Raw genomic sequence first — 23,566 nt, forward strand, 5'->3', positions numbered from 1 at the left:
CGCAACGACTGCACCCAGGCCGAGACGGTCATCGACAAGATCCGCGTGATCCGGCCCGGACCGGGACGGCCTCGCGTCCGCCCGGAGCGGGTGGTGGCCGACAAGGGCTACTCGGCCCGCGCCTTCCGCGCCTACCTGCGCAGACGCGGCATCAAAGCGACCATCCCCGAACGCGTCGACCAGCTCGCGGGCCGACGACGGCGCCGTGAACGGCCCTGCGGCTTCGACAGAGCCGTCTACCGGCGCCGCAACGTCGTTGAACGCTGCTTTAACCGCCTCAAGCAATGGCGGGGCATCGCCACCCGTTACGACAAGCTGCCCGACCGCTTCCTCGCCGCCATCACCCTGGCCAGCACGCTCATCTGGCTCGAGGCGTGATCGACAAGACGCTGCCTAGCCGCCGATCTCCGCCGGTGTCACCACCATCCAGCCGCGGTCGGCGTCCACGGGGACGTGGGCCGCTTTCTGGGCGTCCGCCCGCCGGGCCTTCTCCGCCTCCAGGGCGTCCGTGTACTTCTGTTTGCGGTTGACCCACAGGCGTACGCCGCCGGCGCGGACGTCGGTGTCGAAGAGCATGTACCAGTCGGACGGGGAGTCGCCCGCGACGAGGACGGGGCGGGCGTAGGGGTCGATGTACTCCTTGATGGCGGCGAGCTTGCCGACGTACCAGGTGGCCGGGGTCCACAGGTACGGGGTGACGACCATGCCGGCGTGCTTGCTCGCCGGGTACCGCTCGTCCAGGAAGTGGCCCCGCTCGATCTGCTTGCGCGCGGTGGTCAGGTCGCCGGTCGCCGGGTCGCGCAGCAGGGTCGTGACGCCGATGACGTTCCGCGGCTCCACGCCGAGGCCGTAACGCGGGTCGGACACGACCATGCGCACCAGTTCCTCGTGCGCGGCGGTCACCACGTACGGCGTGATGCCGTGCGCGCGCAGGCAGTTCAGCAGTTCGCGCTGGCCCGGGTGGATGCGCGGGGGGTCGACCGTGCCGTGGACGAGCGTGTCGCCGTCGTAGTACGTCACGGGGATCGGCCGGTCGTGGGCGAGGAGGGCGTCGACGCGTGTCTTGAGCCGGCTCAGGGTGAAGCCGGCGAAGACCTGCGCGATCCACGGGTAGCCGACCTTGTCGTCGATCTCGCAGAGGCGGACGTAGTAGGAGTAGAGGCTCTCCGCCTCCCGGAAGGGGATCAGTCGCAGCGACGGGTCGAGCGACCGAGGCGTCAGCTCGCCGAGCATCTCCAGGTACGGCAGCAGCGCCTCTTCGAGGTCGTTGCGCCAGATCGTGTTGTCGGCGTCGAACACGGCGTACGCGCCGGGCCGATCCGCGGACTCCCGGATCAGCCGCTCCAGCCGCCGCGCCTGCGCCGGCGGCCAGTGCCTCAACTCGGCCGAAGCCCCGGCGGGACGGGCGGCAGACGCGTCACCGCCGGGATGAGCGGCCGTCGTGCCGTCCGCGGCCTGCGCCGGGCCCTGCACGGCCGTCGCCGCGGTGACGGCCGAGACGGCGGTGAGCAGACGACGTCGGGTAACGGGCATGCCGGCCCCTCTCGTTGGGTTTCGTATCGTGCAATGCCTCGCCCTATGAGCAACGAAGGGAACCGGTAGCGGACCGGCCGTGTCAAGACGTGCGACACCGCCACAGGAAGGGCGGCCGATTGTGGTGCCCGGTCCCATGTCCCGCCCGGCGCAAGGCTCCTACCGTCCCGGCCCATGAACCCCACCAGAGCCGCACACCGTGTCGCCGCCCTCGCGGCGGCCCTGTTCGCCGTCCTGGGCCTCGCTCTCCTCACGCCCACGACGGCCCACGCCGCCTCCCTGACGGAGGTCACCGCCTTCGGGACCAACCCCGGCAACCTGCGCATGTTCCGCTACGTCCCGGACGGCCTGCCCGCCGGACGGCCCGTCGTCGTCGCCCTGCACGGCTGCACCCAGGACGCCGCCGGGTACGGCACCGGCAGCGGGTGGACCCAGCTCGCCGACCGCTACGGCTTCTCGCTCCTGCTGCCCCAGCAGCAGTCCGCCAACAACGCCTCCGGATGCTTCGACTGGTTCCAGAGCGGGGACATCGCCCGCGGCCAGGGCGAGGCCGCGTCCATCGCCCAGATGGTCGACCGGCAGCTCGCCGACACCGGGGGCGACCCGGCGCGCGTGTACGTCACCGGGCTGTCCGCCGGCGGCGGCATGACCGCCGTGATGATGGCCGCGTACCCGGAGAAGTTCGCCGGCGGCGGGATCGTCGCCGGGCTGCCCTACGGCTGCGCCCAGGCCGCCGGGTCGCCGTACGTGTGCATGTACGTCGGTGCCACCCAGACCCCGAAGCAGTGGGGGGACCGGGTGCGCGCCGCCCGCCCCGGCTACACCGGCCCGTGGCCCACCCTCGCCGTCGTGCAGGGCACCGCCGACTACACCGTCAAACCCGTCAACATGACCGACCTGGTCGCCCAGTGGACCGACGTGCAGGGCGCCGACCAGACCGCCGACGGGTCCGACACCGTCGCCGGCTATCCCCACCGGGTGTACCGCAACGCCGCCGGACGGACCGTCGTCGAGACCTACAGCGTCACCGGGATGGGCCACGGGCAGCCCGTCGACCCCGGCAGCGGCCCCGCGCAGTGCGGGACCGCGGGGGCCTACCTCCTCGACGTCGACCTGTGCGCCGGCTACCGCTTCGCGCTCGCCTGGGGGCTCACCTCAGGCTGAGGGCCGCGCCTGCCGGGCGAGCGCGATGAGCAGGGCGAGGGCCGCCGCCGTCACCGGCACGCCGTAGCCGGCCGTCGGTGACACGTGCTCCACGACCCAGCCGCCCGTCGCGCTGCCGCAGGCGATCCCGCCCAGCAGGCCGGTCACGGCGAGGGTCATGCCCTCGTTCAGCCGGCCCTCGGGGGTGCGCTCCTGGACCAGCGTCATCGTGGTGATCATCGTCGGCGCGGTGGCCGTCCCGGCGACCAGCAGCGCACCCGCGAGCAGCAGCAGCGAACCCGACACGGCCGCCAGCACCGGCAGCGTCATCAGCGCGGCCATCGCCGCCAGGCACCACGGGTGGCGCCACTCGGCCGGCCCGGACGGGCGCAGGGCCCCGTAGACCAGGCCCGCCGCTCCCGAGCCGGCCGCCTGGAGCGCCAGCACGACCCCGGCCACCGCGCGGTGGCCGTGTGCGTCCGCGAACGCGATCGTGACGACCTCCATCGCGCCGAACACCGCGCCCGTCGCCAGGCACACGGCCAGCAGCGGCGGCATGCCGGGCGCCCGCAGCGGCGAGGCGGCCGGGGCGCGGGGGCGCGGCGGGGGCTCGGTCGAGCGCTGCGCCGCGAACAGCAGCACCCCGGTGACCAGCAGCACCACCCCGGCGAGCGTGCCCGCCTCGGGGAAGAACGTCCCGCACAGGAAGGCCGCCAGCACCGGGCCGATCATGAAGCACAGCTCGTCCGCCGCCTGCTCGAAGGAGTTGGCGGTGTGCAGCGCCTCGGGCTCCGCGCGCAGCAGGTGGGCCCAGCGGGCCCGGGACATGCCGCCGGTGTTGGGCGTGGTCGCGGTCGCGGCGTACGCGGCGAAAAGGGTCCAGTCGGGCGCGCCGGTGCGCACGCACACCAGCAGTGCGAGGCTCCCCAGCGCCGCGAACAGCGTGGCGGGCACGGCGACGCGCGCCTGCCCGTACCGGTCGACCAGCCGCGCGACGCGGGGCGCCACCGCCGCGGTGGCCGCGAGACCCGTCGCGGTGACGGCACCGGCCAGGGCGTACGACCCCCGGGAGCCGGCGATCATCACCACCGCGCTCACGCTGAACATCCCCATGGGCAGGCGGGCGAGAAGGTTCCCGAGTGTGAACGCCAGGGCTCCGGGGACGGAGAAGAGCCGGCGGTAGGGGCCGGGCGGCCGGTTCCGGGTGCGGGGGGAGAAGTCGGCGAGGACGAGGGTGTCGGCGGTCAGGGCGGGCAGGGCGGCGCGCGGGGGAGTGGTCCCCCGGGGGGTCTGCGGCATGCGTCCAGGCTGGCCGGAGGCGGAGCGGCGGGTCCAACACCTGATCGTCGCCGATTCACACACCCGCGTTGTAAATTCGCCCGATGCCGACCCCCTCCGCCGTCGACCCCCGGCTGCTGCGTGCCTTCGTCGCCGTCGCCGAGGAACTGCACTTCACCCGCGCCGCCGCCCGGCTCTACGTCGCCCAGCAGGCCCTCAGCCGGGACGTACGGCGGCTGGAGCGCGACCTGGGCACCGAACTGTTCCTGCGGACGACCCGTCAGGTCGCCCTCACGCCCGACGGGGAGCGGCTGCTGCCGCTGGCCCGCCGGGTGCTCCAGGCGCACGAGGACCTGCTCGCCGCGTTCGGGCAGGCCCGCCCGCTGCTGGTCGACCTGAACTCGCCCGGCCTGGCCACCGGCCGCCGCGTCCTGGAGCGGGCCCGGGAACTCGCCCCCGACTGCGAGCTCATGGCCCGCTACGAGAGCGGCCTGACCGGCGCCGCCACCGAGATGATCGCCGGACGGCTGGACGCGTCCTTCGGGCACTTCGCCGGACTGGACCCGGCGCTGCGGGCCGCCCTGGACCACCAGCCGGTGCGCTACGAGGCGATGGCCGTCATCCTGCCCGAGGCGCACCCGCTGGCCGCGCGGGAGGCGGTCCCGCTGGCCGCGCTGGCGGGGGAGACGGTGTACGCCGGCGCCGGCAACCCCCGCACCCCGGAGTGGACCGACCTCGCCCGCCGGCTCTTCGAGGGACGCGGCATCACGGTCGCGCCGCCGGCTCCGCTGGCCGTCGGGGAGGAGGAGTTCCAGCGGCTGATGGCGAAGACCGGCCATCCCGTCCTCGCCGTCACCGACTTCCCGGCGCTGCCGGGGACGGTGGTGCGGCCGCTCGTGGAACCGGTGCCGCTCTCGCCGGTCTCCCTGGTCTGGCGACGCGGGCTCACCCACCCGGGGTTCGACGCCCTGCGGCGCGCGGCGGCCCAGCTCACGGCGGAAGAGGACTGGCTGCGCAGGCCCGCCGACGGATGGATTCCGGCCATGCACCATGTCACAAAGCTGCTGCACAACTGACACGTGGCGACCACGGGTCCCCCGCGTGCGCTACATTCATGGCCCGAGCACGGTGTGGTAAAGGGGGCGCTCGAAGCGGGTGGGGGCCCGGTTCGGCCGACGGGTGCTCGGAGTCGTCAGGCGCTTCCAGAACTGTCCCGTGGGGGGATGTACGCACGTGAAACAGTGGCGGGAAGACGCCCAACCGGAATGGTCCGAGGCCGCGTCCGCGACGTGGAACCTCTCCCCGACGGGCGGCGACACCCAGGCCCTCCCGGAAACCGGACCCACCGGCAGCCGGCCCTCCGGCATGCCCGCCGATGCGGGGTACCCCGGCCTGCCCGGCGACCCGCGTGCCGGGGGCTTCCCCGGCGCCCCGAACGGCCCCGGCCTGCCCGGCCCTTCCGGCACACCCGGCGCCGCGCACACCTCCGGCATACCTGGTGCCGCGCACACCCCCGGCATACCCGGCGACCCGAACTCCGCCGCCGTGCCCGGCGATCCGGCCCGGATACGCCCGCCCCACGGCGGCACGGACCGCACCCAGGCCCTCCCGCGCATCGGTGCCGCCGATCCGACGCAGGCTTTTCCCCGCGCCGGTGCCGCCGATCCCACCCAGGCGCTTCCGCACCTCGGTGCCGCCGATCCGACGCAGGCCTTCCCGCGTGCCGGTGCCGCCGATCCGACGCAGGCCCTTCCGCGCGCCGGTGCCGCCGGATGGGCGCAGGCCCCCCAAGCGCGGGCCCCCCAACCGCAGGTCCCCCAGCCGCAGGGTCCCGCCGACCGGACCGCCGTGCTCCCGCCCTACGGGAACCCCGGTCACCCCGCCCGGCCGGCGGCCCCGTCCGCCCCCCGTCACGCCCACCCGGGTCCGGCCCCGGCCCCGTCGCCGTACGCCGCCGCCCCCGCGGCCACCCCGTCCCCGTACGGCACGGCCCCGCGCGCCGACGCGATCCCGTCCCCGTACGACCCCACCGCCCGCACCGCCGCCACCCCGTCCCCGGCCGGGGGCACCGGTGCGCTGCGCGACCCCTGGGGCGACGGGCCCGGTGGTGTCTCGCCGGCCGCCGCCGAGCACGACCCGCACGAGGTCACCGTCCAGATGGACGCCGTGCAGCTGGGCGACACCCGGCTTCGCCCGGTCAAGGGCGGCCCCGGCGTGGCGCCGGACGGCTCCGACGGCCCGGTGTTCGTGGACGAGTCCGGGCGGCGCAGCCGCACCTTCCGGCGCCTGGGCATCGCGATCGGCCTGGCCTGCGCGGTCTACGCCGTCGTCATCGTCGCCACCCTGCTGTCGGGCAACTCCAGCGCGCCCTGGGTGCCGGTGCCCGCCCAGGAGCAGAACCAGCCGGCAGGTCAGGTGGACCCCTCCACCGTGCCCAGCGTCTCCTCGACCCCGACGCCCTCGGGCGCCGGAGCCTCCGACCAGGTCGCCCCGCCGTCGCAGAGCGCCGGCTCCCGCCCCGGCACCACGGGCGGCGCCACGCACGGCAGCGGCGGGTCCGGCACCTCCCTGCGGCCCAAGCCCTCGGCCAGCGGCGGCGGCACGCCCTCCACCTCCACCGGCACCGGCGGCACGGTCGGCACCGGCGGCAGCAAGGACCCGGTCAAGCCGAGCACGTCCCCCGGCGGCGGTTCCTCGCACCCGTCCTCGCCCAGCGGCGGCACCTCGCCCCGCCCCTCCAGCTCCCCGGCCGCCGCCACCGACACGGTGGCCGGCGGACCCGTGGTCCCGGCCCCCACCGCGGCCACGCCCACCGCACCGCCCACGTCCCCGGAGAACGTCACCTGATGGCACCCCGCACCAGCCGCCGGCGGTGGCTGCCTCTGCGCTACCTGCTGCCCGTCCTCGTCCTGCTGTCCATGCTCGCGATGCTCATGCTGCGCGGCTATGTGCACAGCGAGATCCTCGCCGACTTCCGGGTGCGGGAGGCCGTGGACAACGACAAGGTCCCGGCGAGCATCCTCGAGGGCGGCCCGGTCATCGACACCCGGGGCGGCAAGGCGACCACCCTCCGGGTGCCGGACCACCGCATCGTCCTCACCTTCGACGACGGCCCGGACCCCACGTGGACGCCGAAGGTCCTGGACATCCTCAAGAAGCACCACGCGCACGCGGTGTTCTTCATCACCGGCACCATGGCCTCCCGCTACCCGGAGATCGTCCAGCGGATGGTCGCCGAGGGTCACGAGGTCGGCCTGCACACCTTCAACCACCCCGACCTCTCCTACCACTCCCACAAGCGCATCGACTGGGAGCTGTCCCAGAACCAGCTCGCGCTGGCCGGCGCCGCCGGCATCCGCAGCTCGCTGTTCCGGCCGCCGTACTCCTCCATGTCGCAGAACATGGACAACGCCTCCTGGCCGGTGACGCAGTACATCGGCAGCCGCGGCTACCTCACCGTCGTCAACGACACCGACAGCGAGGACTGGCGCCGCCCGGGCGTCGACCAGATCATCCGCAACGCCACCCCCAAACACGGCAAGGGCGCGATCGTCCTGATGCACGACTCCGGTGGCGAGCGGCACCAGACCGTGGAGGCGCTGGACCGCTTCCTGCCGCAGATGCAGCGGCAGGGCTACGAGTTCAAGAACCTCACAGAGGCCCTGAACGCGCCCAGCGGCGACATCCCGGTCAGCGGCCTGGAGCTGTGGAAGGGCAAGGCCTGGATCTGGCTGGTGCAGGCGTCCGACGACATCACCGGCACCCTCGTCGTCGGCCTCACCGTCATCGGCGTCCTCGTCTTCGGCCGCTTCGGCCTGATGCTGGTCCTCTCCGGCGTCCACGCCCGCCGCACGCGCCGCCGCCGCTTCCGCTGGGGACCGGGCGCACCGGTCACCGAACCGGTCTCCGTGCTCGTGCCCGCGTACAACGAGGCCAAGTGCATCGAGAACACGGTCCGTTCCCTGATGCGCAGCGAGCACCCCATCGAGGTCATCGTCATCGACGACGGCTCCACCGACGGCACCGCGCGGCTCGTGGAGGCGATGGGCATCCCCAACGTCCGCGTCATCCGCCAGCTCAACGCGGGCAAGCCCGCCGCGCTCAACCGCGGCCTGGCCAACGCCCGTTACGACATCATCGTGATGATGGACGGCGACACCGTCTTCGAACCGTCCACCGTCCGCGAGCTCGTGCAGCCCTTCGCCGACCCGCGCGTCGGCGCCGTCGCCGGCAACGCCAAGGTCGGCAACAAGGACACCCTCATCGGCGCCTGGCAGCACATCGAGTACGTGATGGGCTTCAACCTCGACCGCCGGATGTACGACGTCCTGCAGTGCATGCCGACGATCCCCGGCGCGGTGGGCGCGTTCCGCCGCACCGCCCTGGAACGCGTCGGCGGCATGAGCGACGACACGCTCGCCGAGGACACCGACATCACCATGGCCATCCACCGCGACGGCTGGCGGGTCGTGTACGCCGAGAACGCCCGCGCCTGGACCGAGGCGCCGGAGTCCGTGCAGCAGCTGTGGTCCCAGCGCTACCGCTGGTCGTACGGCACCATGCAGGCGATCTGGAAGCACCGCCGCGCCCTGATCGAACGCGGCCCCTCCGGGCGGTTCGGCCGGGTCGGCCTGCCCCTGGTGTCGCTGTTCATGGTCGTCGCCCCGCTGCTGGCCCCGCTGTTCGACATCTTCCTGATCTACGGCGTGGTCTTCGGCCCGACCGAGAAGACGATCGCGGCCTGGTTCGGCGTCCTCGCGGTCCAGGCGGTCTGCGCGGCGTACTCCTTCCTCCTCGACCGGGAGCGGCTCACCCCGCTGATCTCGCTGCCGCTGCAGCAGATCCTCTACCGGCAGCTGATGTACGTCGTGCTGCTGCAGTCCTGGATCACCGCGCTCACCGGCGGCCGGCTGCGCTGGCAGAAACTGCGCCGCAAGGGCGGGGTGTCGGCCCCGCCGAGCGGACCCGGCGAGCGGCGGCACGCCGCGGTGGGAAGGGCGGCCGGATGACGCACCAGCCGTTCGACTACCTCACGACGCCGCCCGCCGCCGGGACCCCGGCCCCTCAGGAAGTCCACGCCCCCGTGACCGCACCCACCGTCCCCGCCGGCGCCGGCGCGCCCCCGGCGGCCGCGCCGCCGCGCCGCGGTCCCGTCCGCGACCGCTACTTCGACCTGCTGCGCGCGATCGCCCTGTTCCGGGTGGTCTTCTACCACCTCACGGGCTGGGCCTGGCTGCCCGTGGTGTTCCCGTCGATGGGCGTGATGTTCGCGCTCGCCGGCAACCTCATGGCCCGCTCCCTCAAGCGCCCGGCCGTGCAGGTCGTCCGCAGCCGTATGCGCCGCCTGCTGCCGCCGCTGTGGCTGCTCGGCGCGATCGGCGTCACCGGCATGGTGCTGCAGGGCTGGGGACCGGACGCGGACGGGCACCCCGGCTGGTGGTGGCTGCACCTGACCTTCTGGATCGTCCCGGTCAGCGACCCGCCGTTCGCCGAGGGCCTGCACGGCGTGCACGGCGTCCTCGGCGACGACTGGGCGGCCGAACTCGCCGGTCCGCTGTGGTACATCCGCGCCTACCTCTGGTACGTCCTGCTGTCGCCGTTCATCCTGAAGGCGCTGCGCCGCCTGCCCTGGCCGACGATCCTGTTCCCGATCGCCATCTCCGCGGCCTTCGAGTTCGGCTACCTGGACTTCCTGCCCGGGGAGCGCTTCCCCTCCGCCCTGACCGACTTCAGCACCTTCGGCGCCTGCTGGGTCCTGGGCATGGCCCACCAGGAGGGCGTCCTCAAACGCCTGCCGCGCTACGTCGTCCCGTCGATCGCCCCGTTCATCGCGGCGGCCGGCCTCTGGTACGCCTTCTCGCAGGGCTTCAAGGGGGGCCACGACCTGGACGACATCCCCCTGGCACAGGCTCTGTGGTCCTTCGCGACGGTGCTGCTGCTCCTGCACGTCAGCCCGTCCTGGTCCGAGTGGCCGCGCCCGCTGCGCCGTTTCGACCGCGTGGTGACGCTGCTCAACTCCCGCGCGGTGACGATCTACCTCTGGCACAACATCTGCATCCTCGTCGCCGGCACGATGTGGGACCACCTGTATCGCTTCGACACGCTCGCCGCGAACGTGCCGTGGCTGCTGGACAGCCTGTGGCCGGTGCTCGTCGTCACCTGGCTGCTCATCTGCAGCTGCATCGTCTGGTTCGGCTGGATGGAGGACGTGGCCGCCAAGCGCAGGCCGCAGCTGTGGCCGGACGGGGCCGGCGGCAAGCAGGGCAAAGCCGCCGGAAGGGCGCGCGGCGGCGTCCCGGGCAGGGCGCGCGGCGGCGTCCCGGGCAGGGCGCGCGGAGGGTCCCACCGGGGCTGAGCCCCGGGCCGGGGACTGCACGCCCCGGCCCTCACCGTGGGGCGACGCTCCGCGTGAGAGCAACGTTCCCTCCCGGTCACCCGCAGCCACAGCGCGGAAACGCGCCCTCCCTAGCGTCGGGACTCGGTCACCCGCAGGTCCGCCACAGACCGAGCCCGTCGCACCGTGGAGGCGTCATGACAGCCCCGAGTTCCCCTCCCGCCCCCAGGGGCGGCCGCTGGATCCGGCACTGGGATCCGGAGGACGAGACCTTCTGGCAGCACACGGGGGAGCGGATCGCCCGCCGGAACCTGCTGTTCTCCGTGCTGTCGGAGCACATCGGCTTCTCCGTGTGGACCCTGTGGTCCGTGCTGGTGCTCTTCATGGGCCCCGAGTACGGGCTCAGCCCCGCCGACAAGTTCCTGCTGACCTCGATGGTCACACTGGTCGGGGCCGTGGTCCGGGTGCCCTACACCTTCGCGATCGCCGTCTTCGGCGGGCGGAACTGGACGGTGATCTCCGCCGGTCTGCTGCTCGTCCCGACGATCGCCGCGTTCGCCGTCATGGAGCCGGGGACCTCCTTCTCCACCTTCCTGCTCGTCGGCCTGCTCGCCGGCGTCGGAGGCGGCAACTTCGCCTCCTCCATGACCAACATCAACGCCTTCTTCCCGCTGCGGAAGAAGGGCTGGGCCCTCGGCCTGAACGCCGGCGGCGGCAACATCGGCGTGCCCGTCATCCAGCTCGCCGCCCTCGCCATCATCGGCGCGAACGGCGGACCGCGCGTGCTGCTCGGGATCTACATCCCGCTGATCGTCCTCGCCGCCGCCCTCGCCGCGTGGAAGATGGACAACCTGGAGAACGTCCGCAACGACACCGGCGCCGCCAAGGACGCCGCGAGGGACGCCCACACCTGGATCATGTCGCTGCTCTACATCGGCACGTTCGGGTCCTTCATCGGCTACTCCTTCGCCTTCGGGCAGGTCCTCACCAACGGCTTCGGCCGTACGCCGCTGCAGGCCGCCTACGTCACCTTCATCGGCCCGCTGCTCGGCTCCCTGATCCGCCCGGTCGGCGGCCGCCTCGCCGACCGGTACGGCGGCGCCCGGATCACCCTGTACACCTACATCGCCATGGGCGCCGCGACCGCGGTGCTGATCTTCGCCTCGGTGCAGAAGTCGCTGGCGCTGTTCACCTGCGCCTTCGTGCTGCTCTTCCTGCTCACCGGGCTCGGCAACGGCTCGACGTTCAAGATGATCCCCGGCATCTTCCAGGCCAAGGCCCAGGCGCGGGGGCTCACCGGCGAGGCGGCCGCCTCCTACGGGCGGCGGCTGTCCGGGGCGTCCATGGGCCTCATCGGGGCGGTCGGCGCGCTCGGCGGCGTCGGCATCAACCTCGCCTTCCGCCAGTCCTTCCTCTCCTACGGCTCCGGCACCGGCGCGTTCGTCGCCTTCCTCGCCTACTACGCCGTCTGCTTCGCCGTGACCTGGGCCGTATACCTTCGCCGTACGGCCCCCGGCCGCGAAGCCGACGCCACAGCCGAGACGAAGCCGCAGCTCAGCTACGCCGAGGTCTGAAGTAACACCGGTGACATGAAGCCGAACCGAGCCTGTCACGCGCCGTTGACAGGCTCGGTCCGCGCGCCGGTCAGCGAGGAGAGCCATGTACGACGAAGAGCAGCACCCCCGACGAGCGGACCACGGACCCCTCGCGGGCTTCACCGTGGGCGTCACCGCCGCCCGCCGCGCCGACGAGCTGATCGCCCTGCTGGAGCGGCGCGGCGGCACCGTCCTGCACGCGCCCGCCCTGCGGATCGTGCCGCTCGCCGACGACGGCGAACTGCTGGCGGCGACCAAGCAGCTGATCGCCCACGCGCCGGACGTCGTCGTCGCCACCACCGCGATCGGCTTCCGCGGCTGGGTCGAGGCCGCCGACGGCTGGGGGCTCGGCGAGCAGCTGCTGGAGCGGCTGCGGTCGGTGGAACTCCTCGCCCGCGGCCCGAAGGTGAAGGGCGCGGTACGCGCCGCCGGGCTCACCGAGGACTGGTCGCCGTCCAGCGAGTCCCTGGCCGAGGTGCTGGACCGGCTGCTGGAGGAGGGCGTCGACGGCCGCCGTATCGCCGTCCAGCTGCACGGGGAGCCGCTGCCCGGGTTCGTGGAGGCACTGCGGGAGGGCGGGGCCGAGGTGGTGGGCGTACCGGTGTACCGGTGGATGCCGCCGGACGACCTCGCGCCGCTGGACCGGCTGCTGGACGCGGCCGTCGCGCGCGGGGTGGACGCGATCACCTTCACCAGCGCGCCCGCCGCGGCCTCCCTCCTCAACCGCGCCGAGGAGCGCGGCCTGCTGCCGGAGCTGCTCGCCGCCTTCCACCACGACGTGCTGCCGGCCTGCGTCGGCCCGGTCACCGCGCTGCCGTTGCAGGCGCACGGGGTGGAGACCGTGCAGCCGGAGCGCTTCCGGCTGGGGCCGCTGGTGCAGCTGCTGTGCAAGGAGCTGCCGGGCCGGGCCCGCGCGCTGCCCGTCGCCGGGCACCGGGTGGAGATCCGCGGGCACGCCGTCCTGGTCGACGGCGAGCTGCGGCCCGTCCCGCCGGCCGGCATGTCCCTGCTGCGGGCGCTGGCCCGGCGTCCGGGCTGGGTGGTGGCCCGCGCCGACCTGCTGCGAGCCCTGCCGGGCGCGGGCCGCGACGAGCACGCCGTGGAAACGGCGATGACCCGCCTCCGCACGGCCCTCGGTACCCCGAAACTGATCCAGACGGTGGTAAAACGCGGCTACCGCCTCTCCCTGGACCCCACCCCGACAGACAAATACGCAGACGCGTAGCACGACAGCAACTCGCAGCCCGGTACCTGCCGTAGCTGCGGGCAGTCGTGCCGCAAGGGGCGGCGCCCACCCAGTCATGCGCAGCTGCGGGCAATCGTGCCGCTGGGGCGGCACGGGTGGGCGCAGCGGCACCCCGCACCGCCGGGCAGCGCACCCCACGGCGGTCACAGCAACCCCGGGCGCCAAGCAAACGCAGGGCCACCGCACCCGACGGCGGTCACCGCACCCCCGGGTGCCAAGCAAACACAGGGCACCGCACCCGACGGCGGTCACCGCACCCCCGGGCGCCAAGCAAACGCAGGGCACCGCCCCCCACGGCGGTCACCGCACCCCCGGGCGCCAAGTAAACGCAGGGCACCACGCCGTCCGGGGGGTACCGGCCACGCCGGTGGGCAGGCACTGTGGAAGGGAGTGATTCCGCGGGGCGACCTAGGCGGTGGCAGGGACATGGCACTGGGCACGGCCACGGCACCGTACGAGCTGCGCTTCGACGCCGGGCGGGTCTGTCTCGACCTGCTCGCCACCACGCATCCCGTCGAACGCCTCGGTTCCGTCGAGGTGCTGCGCGCCTGGATCACCGGCTCCGGCCTCGTCCCGCCGGGCACCCCGCTCGCCCACGCCGACGCCGCCTGGCTGCTCGGCTTCCGCGAACTGCGCGGGCAGCTCGGCCAGTTGGTGCGCGGCTGGCTCACGCCCGGCTCGTTGTCGTACGACTTCGCGCTCGTCCGCGTCAACGACACCGCCCGCACCCCGCCACCGGCCCCCCGGGCCGTGCGCACCCAGGACGGCTCGCTGGTGCGGGAGTTGGCGAGCGCCCCGGACTGCGCCGCCCTGTTGGGCGCCGTCGCGCGGGACGCGGTCGACCTGCTCACCGACCCCGTCGCGCGGGCGGCGCTGCGCCAGTGCGAGGGCGACAACTGCCCGATCGTCTACCTCGACACCTCCCGCGGCCGCCGGCGCCGCTGGTGCTCCAGCGAGATCTGCGGCAACCGGGAACGGGTGGCCCGCCACCGCCGCCGGGTGGCCTCGCGCACCCCGGGCGCGGCGACCCGGTTCCCGGCGTCGGCGCGGGGTGCGTCCGCCTCGGCGACAGGAGCATCGACGTGATCTCGGTTACACGCGGTTTACCTACGCTCCCGTAGGGACAGAGGCTCAGATCTTGCCGCCCGTGGGGGAAATGTAAAGAACGCGGGGCGGGAATGTGCGTGCATGTCCTCCCTCGTCACCCGACCTCGCGGAATTGCCTCCCCTTCTTTTGAACATCCGACGGCCCGCTTCCGTACCGGTGGTCGAGCGACCGACTGGGGGAAGCCCCGGACACCGGAGGTGGGCGTGCGCAAGGATTCCGTCGTGGCCAATGAACGTGGATCGAGGGCCCGACATCGCGCTTCCCAGCCCTCGGAACCCGACGAGGAGCTGGTGCGTGCCCTGTATCGAGAGCACGCCGGACCCCTGCTCGCGTATGTGCTGCGCCTGGTCGCCGGAGACCGGCAGCGCGCCGAGGACGTGGTGCAGGAGACGCTCATCCGTGCCTGGAAGAACGCCGGCCAGCTCAATCGAGCGACCGGTTCGGTACGCCCCTGGCTGGTGACGGTCGCGCGCCGCATCGTCATCGACGGCCACCGCAGCCGGCAGGCCCGGCCGCAGGAGGTCGATCCGTCGCCGCTGGAGGTCATCCCCGCGGAGGACGAGATCGACAAAGCGCTGTGGCTGATGACGCTGTCGGACGCGCTCGACGACCTGACCCCGGCCCATCGGGAGGTGCTCGTCGAGACGTACTTCAAAGGGCGTACCGTCAATGAGGCGGCCGAGACGCTGGGCATCCCCAGCGGCACCGTCCGCTCAAGGGTTTTCTACGCCCTGCGGTCCATGAAGCTGGCACTGGAGGAGCGGGGGGTGACGGCGTGATGAGCGGGTACGGGGGAATGCGAGGATTCGGACCGGAAGGTCCGGGTAACACTGGTCCCATGCAGGGATCACCGGGCCCGAACGAGCACGAGACCGTCGGCGCCTACGCCCTGGGGATTCTCGACGACGCCGAAGCAACCGCTTTCGAGGCGCATCTCGCCACCTGCGAGTGGTGCGCCCAGCAGCTCGACGAACTCGCCGGGATGGAACCGATGCTGGCCGCGCTGGCCGACCTGCCCGGCACCGGCACGCCCGCGATCGGCGAGTCGCTGTCGGCCCGGCCCAGCCCGCGGCTGGCGGAGAAGCTCGTCGACGAGGTCGCCGAGCGGCGGGCCGCGAAGCGCCGCCGCGGCTTCTACATGGTGGCCGCGGCCGCCGCGCTGATCGTCGGCGGTCCCCTGGTCGCCGTCGCCACCACCGGCTCCGACTCCGGCGGCAGCAACCAGGCCGCGCCGGCCAGCCCCGCCAAGACGCTGTTCTCGACCATGGGCGACAAGGTCACCGGCCACGACCCGGCGACCGACGTCACCGGCACCGTCGGCATGGCGCAGAAGGACTGGGGCACCCAGGCGGTCCTGGAGCTGAAGAACGTCAAGGGCCCGCTGAAGTGCTCGCTCATCGCCGTCGGCAAGAACGGCGAGCGCGAGACGGTGTCGTCCTGGTCCGTGCCGGGCTGGGGATACGGCATCCCCAACGCCAAGACGGAGGAGGCGAAGAACCCGCTGTACATCGGCGGTGGGGCGGCCTTCAAGCCGAACGAGATCGACCACTTCGAGGTGATGACCTTCCAGGGGCAGAAGCTCGTGCAGATCAAGGCGTGAGCCCGGCGGGGGCGGCGCTCGCCGCCCGTCAAAAGGTGAGGGCGGTCGTCTGACGGGTGCGGGTGATCTGTGGTTTCCCGCGCCCACGCGGCGCCGCCCGCACAGCCGTACGGCCCCGCGCTCTGGCCCCGGCGGCTTGCCCGGTACCGGGCAGTGCCGTCTCCTCTCGCCTCTTCGTGCTTCCTTCGCGTACGGTTGACGGCTGCCCAGCACGTCAGAAGGGGGCCCGGTGGCCGCTCAGGCACAGCAATCCGCGGTCGACCCGGTTCACGAATCGATTCGGAACCGGGAGATCACCGTCGAACAGGAACACCTCGACCGGGTGTACCGGCGCCTCGAGGAGAAGATCCACGAGGCGGAGTTCCTGATGAACGACGCGGCCCGGCGCGGCCAGGTCGGCACGCCCGGGGCGCTCGCCGAGCGGGACGCGCAGGTCTTCCGGGCGGGCATCCACCTCAACCGCCTGAACAACGAGTTCGAGGACTTCCTCTTCGGCCGGATCGACCTGCTGCTCGGCAAGGACGGCAAGAAGGGGCCCGACGGCGCGTACACGGCGGTGGAGCCCGCCGAGGGCGCCGTACGGCCCGACAACACCGCCGACATCGCCGAGACCCTGCACATCGGCCGCATCGGCGTCCTCGACGAGGACTACGCGCCGCTCGTCATCGACTGGCGCGCGCCCGCGGCCGCGCCCTTCTACCGGTCCACGCCGGTGGACCCGGGCCGTGTCGTGCGGCGGCGGGTCATCCGGTCCAAGGGACGGCGCGTCCTCGGCGTCGAGGACGACCTGATGCGCCCGGAGCTCACCGCGTACCTCGACGGGCAGCGGCTGCCCGTGATCGGCGACGGCGCGCTGATGGCCGCGCTGGGGCAGGCCCGCACCCACACCATGCGGGACATCGTGGCCTCCATCCAGGCCGAGCAGGACATGGTGATCCGCGCCCCCGCAGCGTCCGTGACGTACGTCGAGGGCGGCCCTGGGACCGGCAAGACCGCCGTGGCGCTGCACCGTGCCGCCTACCTGCTCTACCAGGACCGGCGTCGCTACGCCGGCGGCATCCTGATCGTCTCGCCCACCCCGCTGCTCGTCGCCTACACCGAGGGCGTGCTGCCCTCGCTCGGCGAGGAGGGCCAGGTCGCCATCCGCGCGATCGGCTCCCTGGTCGACGGCGTCGAGGCCACGCTGTACGACTCCCCGGCGGTCGCCCGCGCCAAGGGCTCCATCCGCATGCTGAAGGTGCTGCGCAAGGCCGCCCGGGGGGCCCTGGAGGGGCCGGACGCCCCGGCCCGGCTGCGGGTCGTCGCCTTCGGGCGGCGGCTCGAACTGGAGGCCGCGGAGCTGGACCGCGTCCGGCGCACCGCCCTCGGCGGTACGGCGCCGGTGAACCTGCTGCGTCCGCGCGCCCGCAGGCTGCTGCTGGACGCCCTGTGGGAGCAGTCCGGCGCCGCCGGCCGGCACACCGATCCGGAGCTGGCCGCGGAGCTGCGCTCCTCCTTCGACGAGGACGTCAGCACCGAGGACTCCTTCCTGGAGTTCCTCGACGCCTGGTGGCCGGAGCTGACCCCGCGGGCGGTGCTGTCGGCGATGGCCGACGAGAAGCGGCTCGGCCGCTGGGCGCGGCGCATCCTCAACCCGGGGGAGGTGCGCAAGGTCGCCCGCTCGCTCAGACGCGACGGCTTCTCCGTGCACGACATCGCGCTGCTGGACGAACTGCAGGCGATCCTCGGCGCCCCGGTGCGCCCGAAGAAGAAGCGCGAGCTCGACCCGCTGGACCAGCTCACCGGTCTGGAGGAGCTGATGCCGGTGCGCGAGGAGTCGCAGCGCGAGCGCGCGGAGCGGCTGGCCGCCGAGCGCGTGGAGTACGCCCACGTCATCGTCGACGAGGCGCAGGACCTCACGCCGATGCAGTGGCGCATGGTGGGCCGGCGCGGGCGCCACGCCACGTGGACGGTCGTCGGCGACCCGGCCCAGTCGTCCTGGTCCGACGTCGACGAGGCCGCCGAGGCCCGGGACGAGGCGCTCGGCACACGGCCGCGGCGCCGCTTCCAGCTCACCGTGAACTACCGCAACCCGGCGGAGATCGCCGAGCTGGCCTCGAAGGTGCTGGCGCTGGCCATGCCGGGCTCCACCGCGCCGTCGGCGGTCCGCTCGACCGGCGTGCGGCCGCGGTTCGCGGTGGCCGGGGACTCGCTGGAGAAGACCGTGCGGGCCGAGGCCGAGCGGCTGCTGGGGGCGGTCGACGGCACGGTCGGCGTCGTCGTCGCCATGCAGCGCCGGGAGGAGGCGCGGCGGTGGCTGGCCGGGCTGGGCGACCGGGTGGTGGCCCTGGGCAGCCTGGAGGCCAAGGGCCTGGAGTACGACGCGACGGTCGTCGTGTCGCCGGCGGAGATCGCGGACGAGTCGCCGGCGGGGCTGCGGGTGCTGTACGTGGCGCTGACGCGCGCGACCCAGCAGCTGACGGTGGTCTCGACGGACCGCGACGACCCCGACACGGACGGCGTACCGGACCTGCTCCGGGACTGAACCGGTCCCTGCGCGGCTGCACCCCGCGACGCCGGGCCGCGCACCCCGTGGCGGTCACCCGGCCCCGGGCGCCATGCCGCGCTGGGCCGTATCGGGGTGCCACGACAAAGAACTCCGTGGGGGGAATGGCCCCGGCGGATCCGTTTGTTAGCCTGGGTGTGGCACCGGCCCGATCCAAGCCCCCGGGCCCAACCTTTGTCCCTCAGAGGGACCACTTGCCGCGAGGCGAGCATGGCGGGTCGGTGTCATGAACGTTGAGAGACCCACGTCATCGTGACGTGGGTCTCTTTATTTGTCTGACGCCCTGTCGTATTCTCTCGCATGGCGGAAGTCGTTTTCCGAAAACACGCACCCAGGATGCCCCTGCCCGTGAACAAAACGTCCGCAATCCGGGGCGACTACCACGTACTCAGGGGTAGGTGCGACGATCGGACGGCTACAAACCCAGCGCAACGGTGAAAGCAGAGGAAGTCGGCCATGGCAACGGCGCCCAGCGTCTCCTACTCGATGACGATCCGGCTGGAGGTGCCCGCGAGCGGAACCGCCGTCTCGCAGCTCACCACCGCCGTGGAGTCCTCCGGAGGCTCGGTGACCGGCCTCGACGTCACCGCATCCGGGCACGAGAAGCTCCGGATCGACGTCACGATCGCGGCCACCTCCACCGCCCACGGCGAGGAGATCGTCGGCAAGCTGCGCGCCATCGAGGGCGTCACGCTGGGCAAGGTCTCCGACCGTACGTTCCTGATGCACCTCGGCGGCAAGATCGAGATGGCGTCCAAGCACCCCATCCGCAACCGTGACGACCTCTCGATGATCTACACCCCGGGCGTCGCCCGCGTGTGCATGGCCATCGCGGAGAACCCCGAGGACGCCCGCCGTCTGACCATCAAGCGCAACTCCGTTGCGGTCGTGACGGACGGCTCGGCCGTGCTGGGCCTGGGCAACATCGGCCCCAAGGCCGCGCTGCCGGTGATGGAGGGCAAGGCGGCCCTGTTCAAGCGGTTCGCCGGGATCGACGCCTGGCCGATCTGCCTGGACACCCAGGACACCGACGCGATCGTGGAGATCGTCAAGGCCATCGCGCCCGGCTTCGCCGGCATCAACCTCGAGGACATCTCCGCGCCCCGCTGCTTCGAGATCGAGGCCCGGCTGCGCGAGGCGCTGGACATCCCCGTCTTCCACGACGACCAGCACGGCACCGCCATCGTCGTCCTCGCCGCCCTCACCAACGCCCTGCGCGTCGTCGGCAAGGGCATCGGGGACGTGCGCGTGGTGATGTCGGGCGCCGGGGCCGCCGGTACGGCCATCCTGAAGCTCCTGCTGGCCGCCGGTGTGAAGAACGCCGTCGTCGCCGACATCCACGGCGTCGTGCACGCCGGGCGGGCCGACCTGGTCGACGCGCCCGCCGGCTCCGCGCTGCGCTGGATCGCCGACAACACCAACCCCGAGAACCTGACGGGCACGCTGAAGGAGGCCGTGCGCGGCGCCGACGTCTTCATCGGCGTCTCCGCCCCGAACGTCCTCGACGGCGACGACGTGGCCGGCATGGCCGAGGGTGCCATCGTGTTCGCGCTCGCGAACCCCGACCCCGAGGTCGACCCGGCAATCGCCCGTCAGACGGCGGCCGTTGTGGCCACCGGCCGCTCCGACTTCCCGAACCAGATCAACAACGTGCTGGTCTTCCCGGGTGTCTTCCGCGGCCTGCTGGACGCGCAGTCCCGCACCGTCAACACGGAGATGATGCTCGCCGCCGCGAAGGCCCTGGCGGACGTCGTCACCGAGGACGAGCTGAACCCGAACTACATCATCCCGTCCGTCTTCAACGACAAGGTCGCCGGTGCGGTGGCCGGGGCGGTCCGGGACGCGGCCAGGGCGGCCGGCGCGACCGCGTAAACGCTTGTGAGACTTCCCACGACCACCGCCCGGCGCGTCGTGGAACCAGGGGCCTGCGGCCGCCCTCTAGGGTGGGCGGCCGGCCAGTGGCAAAAGTGACGGCCGGGGCGGTGGCGCTTTCGTGTGACTCCCAAGAGTGTTCTCACGACTCCTGCGGGTGCCGGATTGGCTTTACCGCCGCAGGTAGGGGCAGGATGCGTCCCTGGGCGCTCGCGTCCGAGGACGGAACCGGCCCCGGAACCGTCCGACGACCCTGGCAGCAACGGCTTCGCTGTGTCCGACGCGGCTGTCGCCGCATGGCACGCCCCAACGGCAAGAAGAACACGGGAGTAACAACATGAACCGCAGTGAGCTGGTGGCCGCGCTGGCCGACCGCGCCGAGGTGACCCGCAAGGACGCCGACGCCGTGCTGGCCGCGTTCGCCGACGTCGTCGGCGATGTCGTCGCCAAGGGCGACGAGAAGGTCACCATCCCCGGCTTCCTGACCTTCGAGCGCACCCACCGTGCCGCTCGCACCGCCCGCAACCCGCAGACCGGTGAGCCGATCCAGATCCCGGCCGGCTTCAGCGTGAAGGTCTCCGCGGGCTCCAAGCTCAAGGAAGCCGCCAAGGGCAAGTGACCCCGGCCGTCCGTACGCCACGGGACGGCGTACGCGACGCTCTGGACGCCAATGGGGCGGTCCCCCTTCCCGGGGGGCCGCCCCATCGTCGTCGTGCGGGCTGGCGCCGTTACAGGGCCTGCTCCCTCACAGCGCCTGGCCCGGCAGCTCCACCTTCGCGCCCAGCTCCACGAGCTTCTCCATGAAGTTCTCGTAGCCGCGGTTGATCAGGTCGATGCCGTGCACCCGGGACGTGCCCTGGGCGGCGAGCGCCGCGATCAGGTACGAGAAACCGCCGCGCAGGTCGGGGATGACCAGGTCGGCGCCCTGCAGCCGGGTCGGGCCCGACACCACCGCGGAGTGCAGGAAGTTGCGCGCGCCGAAGCGGCAGGCGGAGCCGCCCAGGCACTCGCGGTAGAGCTGGATGTGGGCGCCCATCTGGTTCAGCGCCGAGGTGAAGCCGAGCCGGGACTCGTACACCGTCTCGTGGATGATGGACAGGCCGGTGGCCTGGGTGAGCGCCACCACCAGCGGCTGCTGCCAGTCGGTCTGGAAGCCGGGGTGCACGTCCGTCTCCAGCGCGATGGACTTCAGCTGCCCGCCGGGGTGCCAGAAGCGGATGCCCTCGTCGTCGATCTCGAAGGCGCCGCCCACCTTGCGATAGGTGTTCAGGAACGTCATCATCGAGCGCTGCTGCGCCCCGCGGACGTAGATGTTGCCCTCGGTCGCCAGCGCCGCCGACGCCCAGGACGCGGCCTCCAGCCGGTCCGGCAGCGCGCGGTGGGTGTACCCGCCGAGCTTGTCCACACCGGTGATGCGGATCGTGCGGTCGGTGTCCATCGCGATGATCGCGCCCATTTTCTGCAGGACGCAGATCAGGTCCTCGATCTCGGGCTCCACCGCCGCGTTCGACAGCTCGGTCACGCCCTCGGCCAGCACGGCCGTCAGCAGCACCTGCTCGGTCGCGCCGACCGACGGGTACGGCAGCCGGATCTTCGTGCCGCGCAGGCGCTGCGGGGCCTCCAGGTACTGGCCGTCCGCCCGCTTCTCGATGACCGCGCCGAACTGCCGCAGCACGTCGAAGTGGAAGTCGATGGGCCGGCCGCCGATGTCGCAGCCGCCCAGGCCCGGGATGAAGGCGTGCCCGAGGCGGTGCAGCAGCGGTCCGCAGAACAGGATCGGGATACGGCTGGAGCCCGCGTGGGCATCGATGTCAGCGACGTTGGCGCTCTCCACCCGGGTCGGGTCGAGCACCAGCTCGCCCGGCTCCTCACCCGGACGGACCGTCACCCCGTGCAGCTGCAGCAGACCGCGTACGACCCGCACGTCACGGATGTCCGGAACGTTGCGCAGTCGACTCGGCTCACCGCCCAGCAGGGCGGCCACCATGGCCTTCGGCACGAGGTTCTTCGCGCCTCGGACACGGATCTCGCCCTCCAGCGGGGTTCCGCCGTGGACAAGCAGGACATCGTCGTTGACGGTCATGTATCTCGCGTTCCGATGAGTCGGGCAGGGGGAGAGAGACAGAGTAATCGCCACGGACCCCCCTGAAGTAAGCCCGCGGACCACCCGGGAACGTCATGGCTTTGTCACAACACGAACCGTGGAGCACCGGGCACATGCGGTCACGGACCCGGCCGTGCGCCCGGGGGAGCCTCCGTGAGCCGTGACCTGCCTTCACCCGCCTACCCCGATTGCCTCCCCACAGCCCGGGAAGATGCGGGATCATGTCTGGCATGACCGAGGTGTCCTCGCTCACAGGGCGGCTGCTCGTGGCCACCCCCGCCCTGGCGGACCCGAACTTCGACCGTGCGGTGGTGCTCCTCCTCGACCACGACGAGGAGGGCTCGCTCGGTGTCGTCCTCAACCGCCCGACGCCGGTGGGCGTCGGCGACATCCTGGAGGGCTGGGCCGACCTCGCCGGCGAGCCCGGCGTCGTCTTCCAGGGCGGCCCGGTCTCCCTGGACTCCGCCCTCGGCGTCGCCGTCGTCCCCGGCGACCCGCAGGCGGACGGCACCCCGCTCGGCTGGCGGCGGGTGCACGGAGCGATCGGCCTGGTCGACCTGGAGGCCCCGCCCGAGCTCCTCGCCTCCGCCCTCGGCTCCCTGCGGATCTTCGCCGGATACGCCGGCTGGGGGCCAGGACAGCTGGAGGACGAACTGGTCGAGGGCGCCTGGTACGTCGTCGAGTCCGAACCCGGCGACGTCTCCTCCCCGTCCCCCGAACGACTCTGGCGCGAGGTGCTGCGCCGCCAGCGCAACGAGCTCGCGATGGTGGCCACGTACCCGGACGACCCATCGCTCAACTGAACCGTGTGACCTTCAGTACCCTTGCGTTTATGAGCACTCTCGAGCCCGAGCGCGGGACTGGTACGGGGACCCTCGTAGAGCCGACGCCGCAGACCTCCCACGGTGACGGTGACCACGAGCGCTTCGCCCACTACGTCCAGAAGGACAAGATCATGGCGAGCGCCCTCGACGGGACGCCCGTCGTGGCGCTGTGCGGCAAGGTCTGGGTGCCGGGCCGCGACCCGAAGAAGTACCCCGTGTGTCCCATGTGCAAGGAGATCTACGACTCCATGGGCGCCGGCGGCGACGAGGGCGGCAAGGGCGGCGGCAAGAAGTAGCCGGCCGGCCGGCTCGGCCGTTCTCGACGTGGGTGAGGCCCCCTGGCGCGCAGTGGCGTGCCGTCGGGGCCTCCGTGCGTTTTCACGC

19 protein-coding genes are annotated in these 23,566 nt (G+C 72.7%); 16 read left to right on the top strand and 3 right to left on the bottom strand.

The genetic code is table 11. The features are described from left to right. On the top strand, positions 1-378 hold a 378-nt coding region (locus ACF1AL_RS00005), incomplete at its 5' end, for an IS5 family transposase (protein WP_391825184.1). A 15-nt stretch (positions 379-393) separates the two neighbouring features. Here the strand turns inward: ACF1AL_RS00005 and ACF1AL_RS00010 are convergent. Beyond that, positions 394-1,533 carry a haloacid dehalogenase-like hydrolase gene (locus ACF1AL_RS00010; protein ID WP_391825185.1) on the bottom strand — a complete coding sequence of 380 codons (1,140 nt, stop codon included), beginning with the start codon at positions 1,531-1,533 and terminating at the stop codon, positions 394-396. Between the two features lie 174 nt (positions 1,534-1,707). On the opposite strand from ACF1AL_RS00010, the gene ACF1AL_RS00015 reads away from it, so the two are divergent. After that, positions 1,708-2,697: an alpha/beta hydrolase family esterase gene (locus ACF1AL_RS00015; protein WP_391825186.1), complete on the top strand. Its 990-nt coding sequence runs from the start codon at positions 1,708-1,710 to the stop codon at positions 2,695-2,697. Here ACF1AL_RS00015 and ACF1AL_RS00020 read toward each other — a convergent pair. Then, positions 2,689-3,975: an MFS transporter gene (locus ACF1AL_RS00020; RefSeq protein WP_391825187.1), complete on the bottom strand. Its 1,287-nt coding sequence runs from the start codon at positions 3,973-3,975 to the stop codon at positions 2,689-2,691. The genes ACF1AL_RS00015 and ACF1AL_RS00020 overlap by 9 nt on opposite strands. A gap of 83 nt (positions 3,976-4,058) precedes the next feature. On the opposite strand from ACF1AL_RS00020, the gene ACF1AL_RS00025 reads away from it, so the two are divergent. From ACF1AL_RS00025 to ACF1AL_RS00080, 12 genes are all read left to right on the top strand, one after another. After that, positions 4,059-5,030 (top strand): LysR family transcriptional regulator, encoded by a 972-nt coding sequence (locus tag ACF1AL_RS00025; protein ID WP_391825188.1) that lies wholly within the window; start codon positions 4,059-4,061, stop codon positions 5,028-5,030. Between the two features lie 157 nt (positions 5,031-5,187). Next, the gene (locus ACF1AL_RS00030) at positions 5,188-6,801 is read left to right on the top strand and encodes a hypothetical protein (protein WP_391825189.1); all 1,614 of its coding nucleotides are present in this window, start codon (positions 5,188-5,190) and stop codon (positions 6,799-6,801) included. Next, on the top strand, positions 6,801-8,963 hold the full coding sequence (locus tag ACF1AL_RS00035; RefSeq protein ID WP_391694277.1) for a bifunctional polysaccharide deacetylase/glycosyltransferase family 2 protein: 2,163 nt from the start codon (positions 6,801-6,803) through the stop codon (positions 8,961-8,963). The genes ACF1AL_RS00030 and ACF1AL_RS00035 overlap by 1 nt, the downstream gene beginning before the upstream one ends. Next, the gene (locus ACF1AL_RS00040; RefSeq protein WP_391818821.1) at positions 8,960-10,309 is read left to right on the top strand and encodes an acyltransferase; all 1,350 of its coding nucleotides are present in this window, start codon (positions 8,960-8,962) and stop codon (positions 10,307-10,309) included. Before ACF1AL_RS00035 ends, ACF1AL_RS00040 begins: the two co-directional genes overlap by 4 nt. 176 nt (positions 10,310-10,485) lie before the next feature. Beyond that, entirely contained in the window at positions 10,486-11,862 is a 1,377-nt protein-coding gene (locus tag ACF1AL_RS00045) for an MFS transporter (RefSeq protein ID WP_391818823.1), read from the top strand. An 85-nt stretch (positions 11,863-11,947) separates the two neighbouring features. Beyond that, complete coding sequence (locus tag ACF1AL_RS00050) at positions 11,948-13,108, top strand: uroporphyrinogen-III synthase (protein WP_366841539.1); 1,161 nt, start codon at positions 11,948-11,950, stop codon at positions 13,106-13,108. Between the two features lie 447 nt (positions 13,109-13,555). Next, positions 13,556-14,215 (top strand): CGNR zinc finger domain-containing protein, encoded by a 660-nt coding sequence (locus ACF1AL_RS00055; protein ID WP_391825190.1) that lies wholly within the window; start codon positions 13,556-13,558, stop codon positions 14,213-14,215. Between the two features lie 219 nt (positions 14,216-14,434). Then, the gene (locus ACF1AL_RS00060; RefSeq protein ID WP_103784269.1) at positions 14,435-15,016 is read left to right on the top strand and encodes a sigma-70 family RNA polymerase sigma factor; all 582 of its coding nucleotides are present in this window, start codon (positions 14,435-14,437) and stop codon (positions 15,014-15,016) included. Continuing rightward, the gene (locus ACF1AL_RS00065; RefSeq protein ID WP_384203478.1) at positions 15,016-15,837 is read left to right on the top strand and encodes an anti-sigma factor family protein; all 822 of its coding nucleotides are present in this window, start codon (positions 15,016-15,018) and stop codon (positions 15,835-15,837) included. Before ACF1AL_RS00060 ends, ACF1AL_RS00065 begins: the two co-directional genes overlap by 1 nt. 229 nt (positions 15,838-16,066) lie before the next feature. Continuing rightward, positions 16,067-18,361 (top strand): HelD family protein, encoded by a 2,295-nt coding sequence (locus ACF1AL_RS00070; RefSeq protein ID WP_391659956.1) that lies wholly within the window; start codon positions 16,067-16,069, stop codon positions 18,359-18,361. Positions 18,362-18,838: 477 nt separating this feature from the next. Continuing rightward, the gene (locus tag ACF1AL_RS00075) at positions 18,839-20,254 is read left to right on the top strand and encodes an NAD-dependent malic enzyme (protein ID WP_366841535.1); all 1,416 of its coding nucleotides are present in this window, start codon (positions 18,839-18,841) and stop codon (positions 20,252-20,254) included. A 337-nt stretch (positions 20,255-20,591) separates the two neighbouring features. After that, on the top strand, positions 20,592-20,873 hold the full coding sequence (locus ACF1AL_RS00080; protein ID WP_361622433.1) for an HU family DNA-binding protein: 282 nt from the start codon (positions 20,592-20,594) through the stop codon (positions 20,871-20,873). A gap of 126 nt (positions 20,874-20,999) precedes the next feature. Here the strand turns inward: ACF1AL_RS00080 and murA are convergent, their stop codons facing one another. After that, a complete protein-coding gene (gene murA, locus ACF1AL_RS00085; RefSeq protein WP_366841534.1) occupies positions 21,000-22,337 on the bottom strand; it encodes a UDP-N-acetylglucosamine 1-carboxyvinyltransferase in 1,338 nt (445 codons plus the stop codon). A gap of 251 nt (positions 22,338-22,588) precedes the next feature. On the opposite strand from murA, the gene ACF1AL_RS00090 reads away from it, so the two are divergent. Next, positions 22,589-23,161, top strand: a complete 573-nt coding sequence (locus ACF1AL_RS00090; RefSeq protein ID WP_366841533.1) for a YqgE/AlgH family protein — start codon at positions 22,589-22,591, stop codon at positions 23,159-23,161. 29 nt (positions 23,162-23,190) lie between these two features. Next, complete coding sequence (locus ACF1AL_RS00095; RefSeq protein ID WP_361622442.1) at positions 23,191-23,478, top strand: DUF3039 domain-containing protein; 288 nt, start codon at positions 23,191-23,193, stop codon at positions 23,476-23,478. Positions 23,479-23,566 lie beyond the last annotated feature (88 nt).

The sequence above is a fragment of the Streptomyces sp. NPDC014801 genome, from assembly GCF_043082085.1.
In the GTDB taxonomy this organism is placed as follows: Bacteria; Actinomycetota; Actinomycetes; order Streptomycetales; family Streptomycetaceae; genus Streptomyces.

Coding starts and splice junctions, on each gene's coding strand:
- ACF1AL_RS00090 (WP_366841533.1), top strand. CDS start 22,589: ATGACCGAGGTGTCCTCGCTCACAGGGCGGCTGCTCGTGGCCACCCCC.
- ACF1AL_RS00020 (WP_391825187.1), bottom strand. CDS start 3,975: ATGCCGCAGACCCCCCGGGGGACCACTCCCCCGCGCGCCGCCCTGCCC.
- ACF1AL_RS00095 (WP_361622442.1), top strand. CDS start 23,191: ATGAGCACTCTCGAGCCCGAGCGCGGGACTGGTACGGGGACCCTCGTA.
- murA (WP_366841534.1), bottom strand. CDS start 22,337: ATGACCGTCAACGACGATGTCCTGCTTGTCCACGGCGGAACCCCGCTG.
- ACF1AL_RS00065 (WP_384203478.1), top strand. CDS start 15,016: ATGAGCGGGTACGGGGGAATGCGAGGATTCGGACCGGAAGGTCCGGGT.
- ACF1AL_RS00050 (WP_366841539.1), top strand. CDS start 11,948: ATGTACGACGAAGAGCAGCACCCCCGACGAGCGGACCACGGACCCCTC.
- ACF1AL_RS00075 (WP_366841535.1), top strand. CDS start 18,839: ATGGCAACGGCGCCCAGCGTCTCCTACTCGATGACGATCCGGCTGGAG.
- ACF1AL_RS00015 (WP_391825186.1), top strand. CDS start 1,708: ATGAACCCCACCAGAGCCGCACACCGTGTCGCCGCCCTCGCGGCGGCC.
- ACF1AL_RS00010 (WP_391825185.1), bottom strand. CDS start 1,533: ATGCCCGTTACCCGACGTCGTCTGCTCACCGCCGTCTCGGCCGTCACC.
- ACF1AL_RS00045 (WP_391818823.1), top strand. CDS start 10,486: ATGACAGCCCCGAGTTCCCCTCCCGCCCCCAGGGGCGGCCGCTGGATC.
- ACF1AL_RS00055 (WP_391825190.1), top strand. CDS start 13,556: ATGGCACTGGGCACGGCCACGGCACCGTACGAGCTGCGCTTCGACGCC.
- ACF1AL_RS00040 (WP_391818821.1), top strand. CDS start 8,960: ATGACGCACCAGCCGTTCGACTACCTCACGACGCCGCCCGCCGCCGGG.
- ACF1AL_RS00025 (WP_391825188.1), top strand. CDS start 4,059: ATGCCGACCCCCTCCGCCGTCGACCCCCGGCTGCTGCGTGCCTTCGTC.
- ACF1AL_RS00035 (WP_391694277.1), top strand. CDS start 6,801: ATGGCACCCCGCACCAGCCGCCGGCGGTGGCTGCCTCTGCGCTACCTG.
- ACF1AL_RS00080 (WP_361622433.1), top strand. CDS start 20,592: ATGAACCGCAGTGAGCTGGTGGCCGCGCTGGCCGACCGCGCCGAGGTG.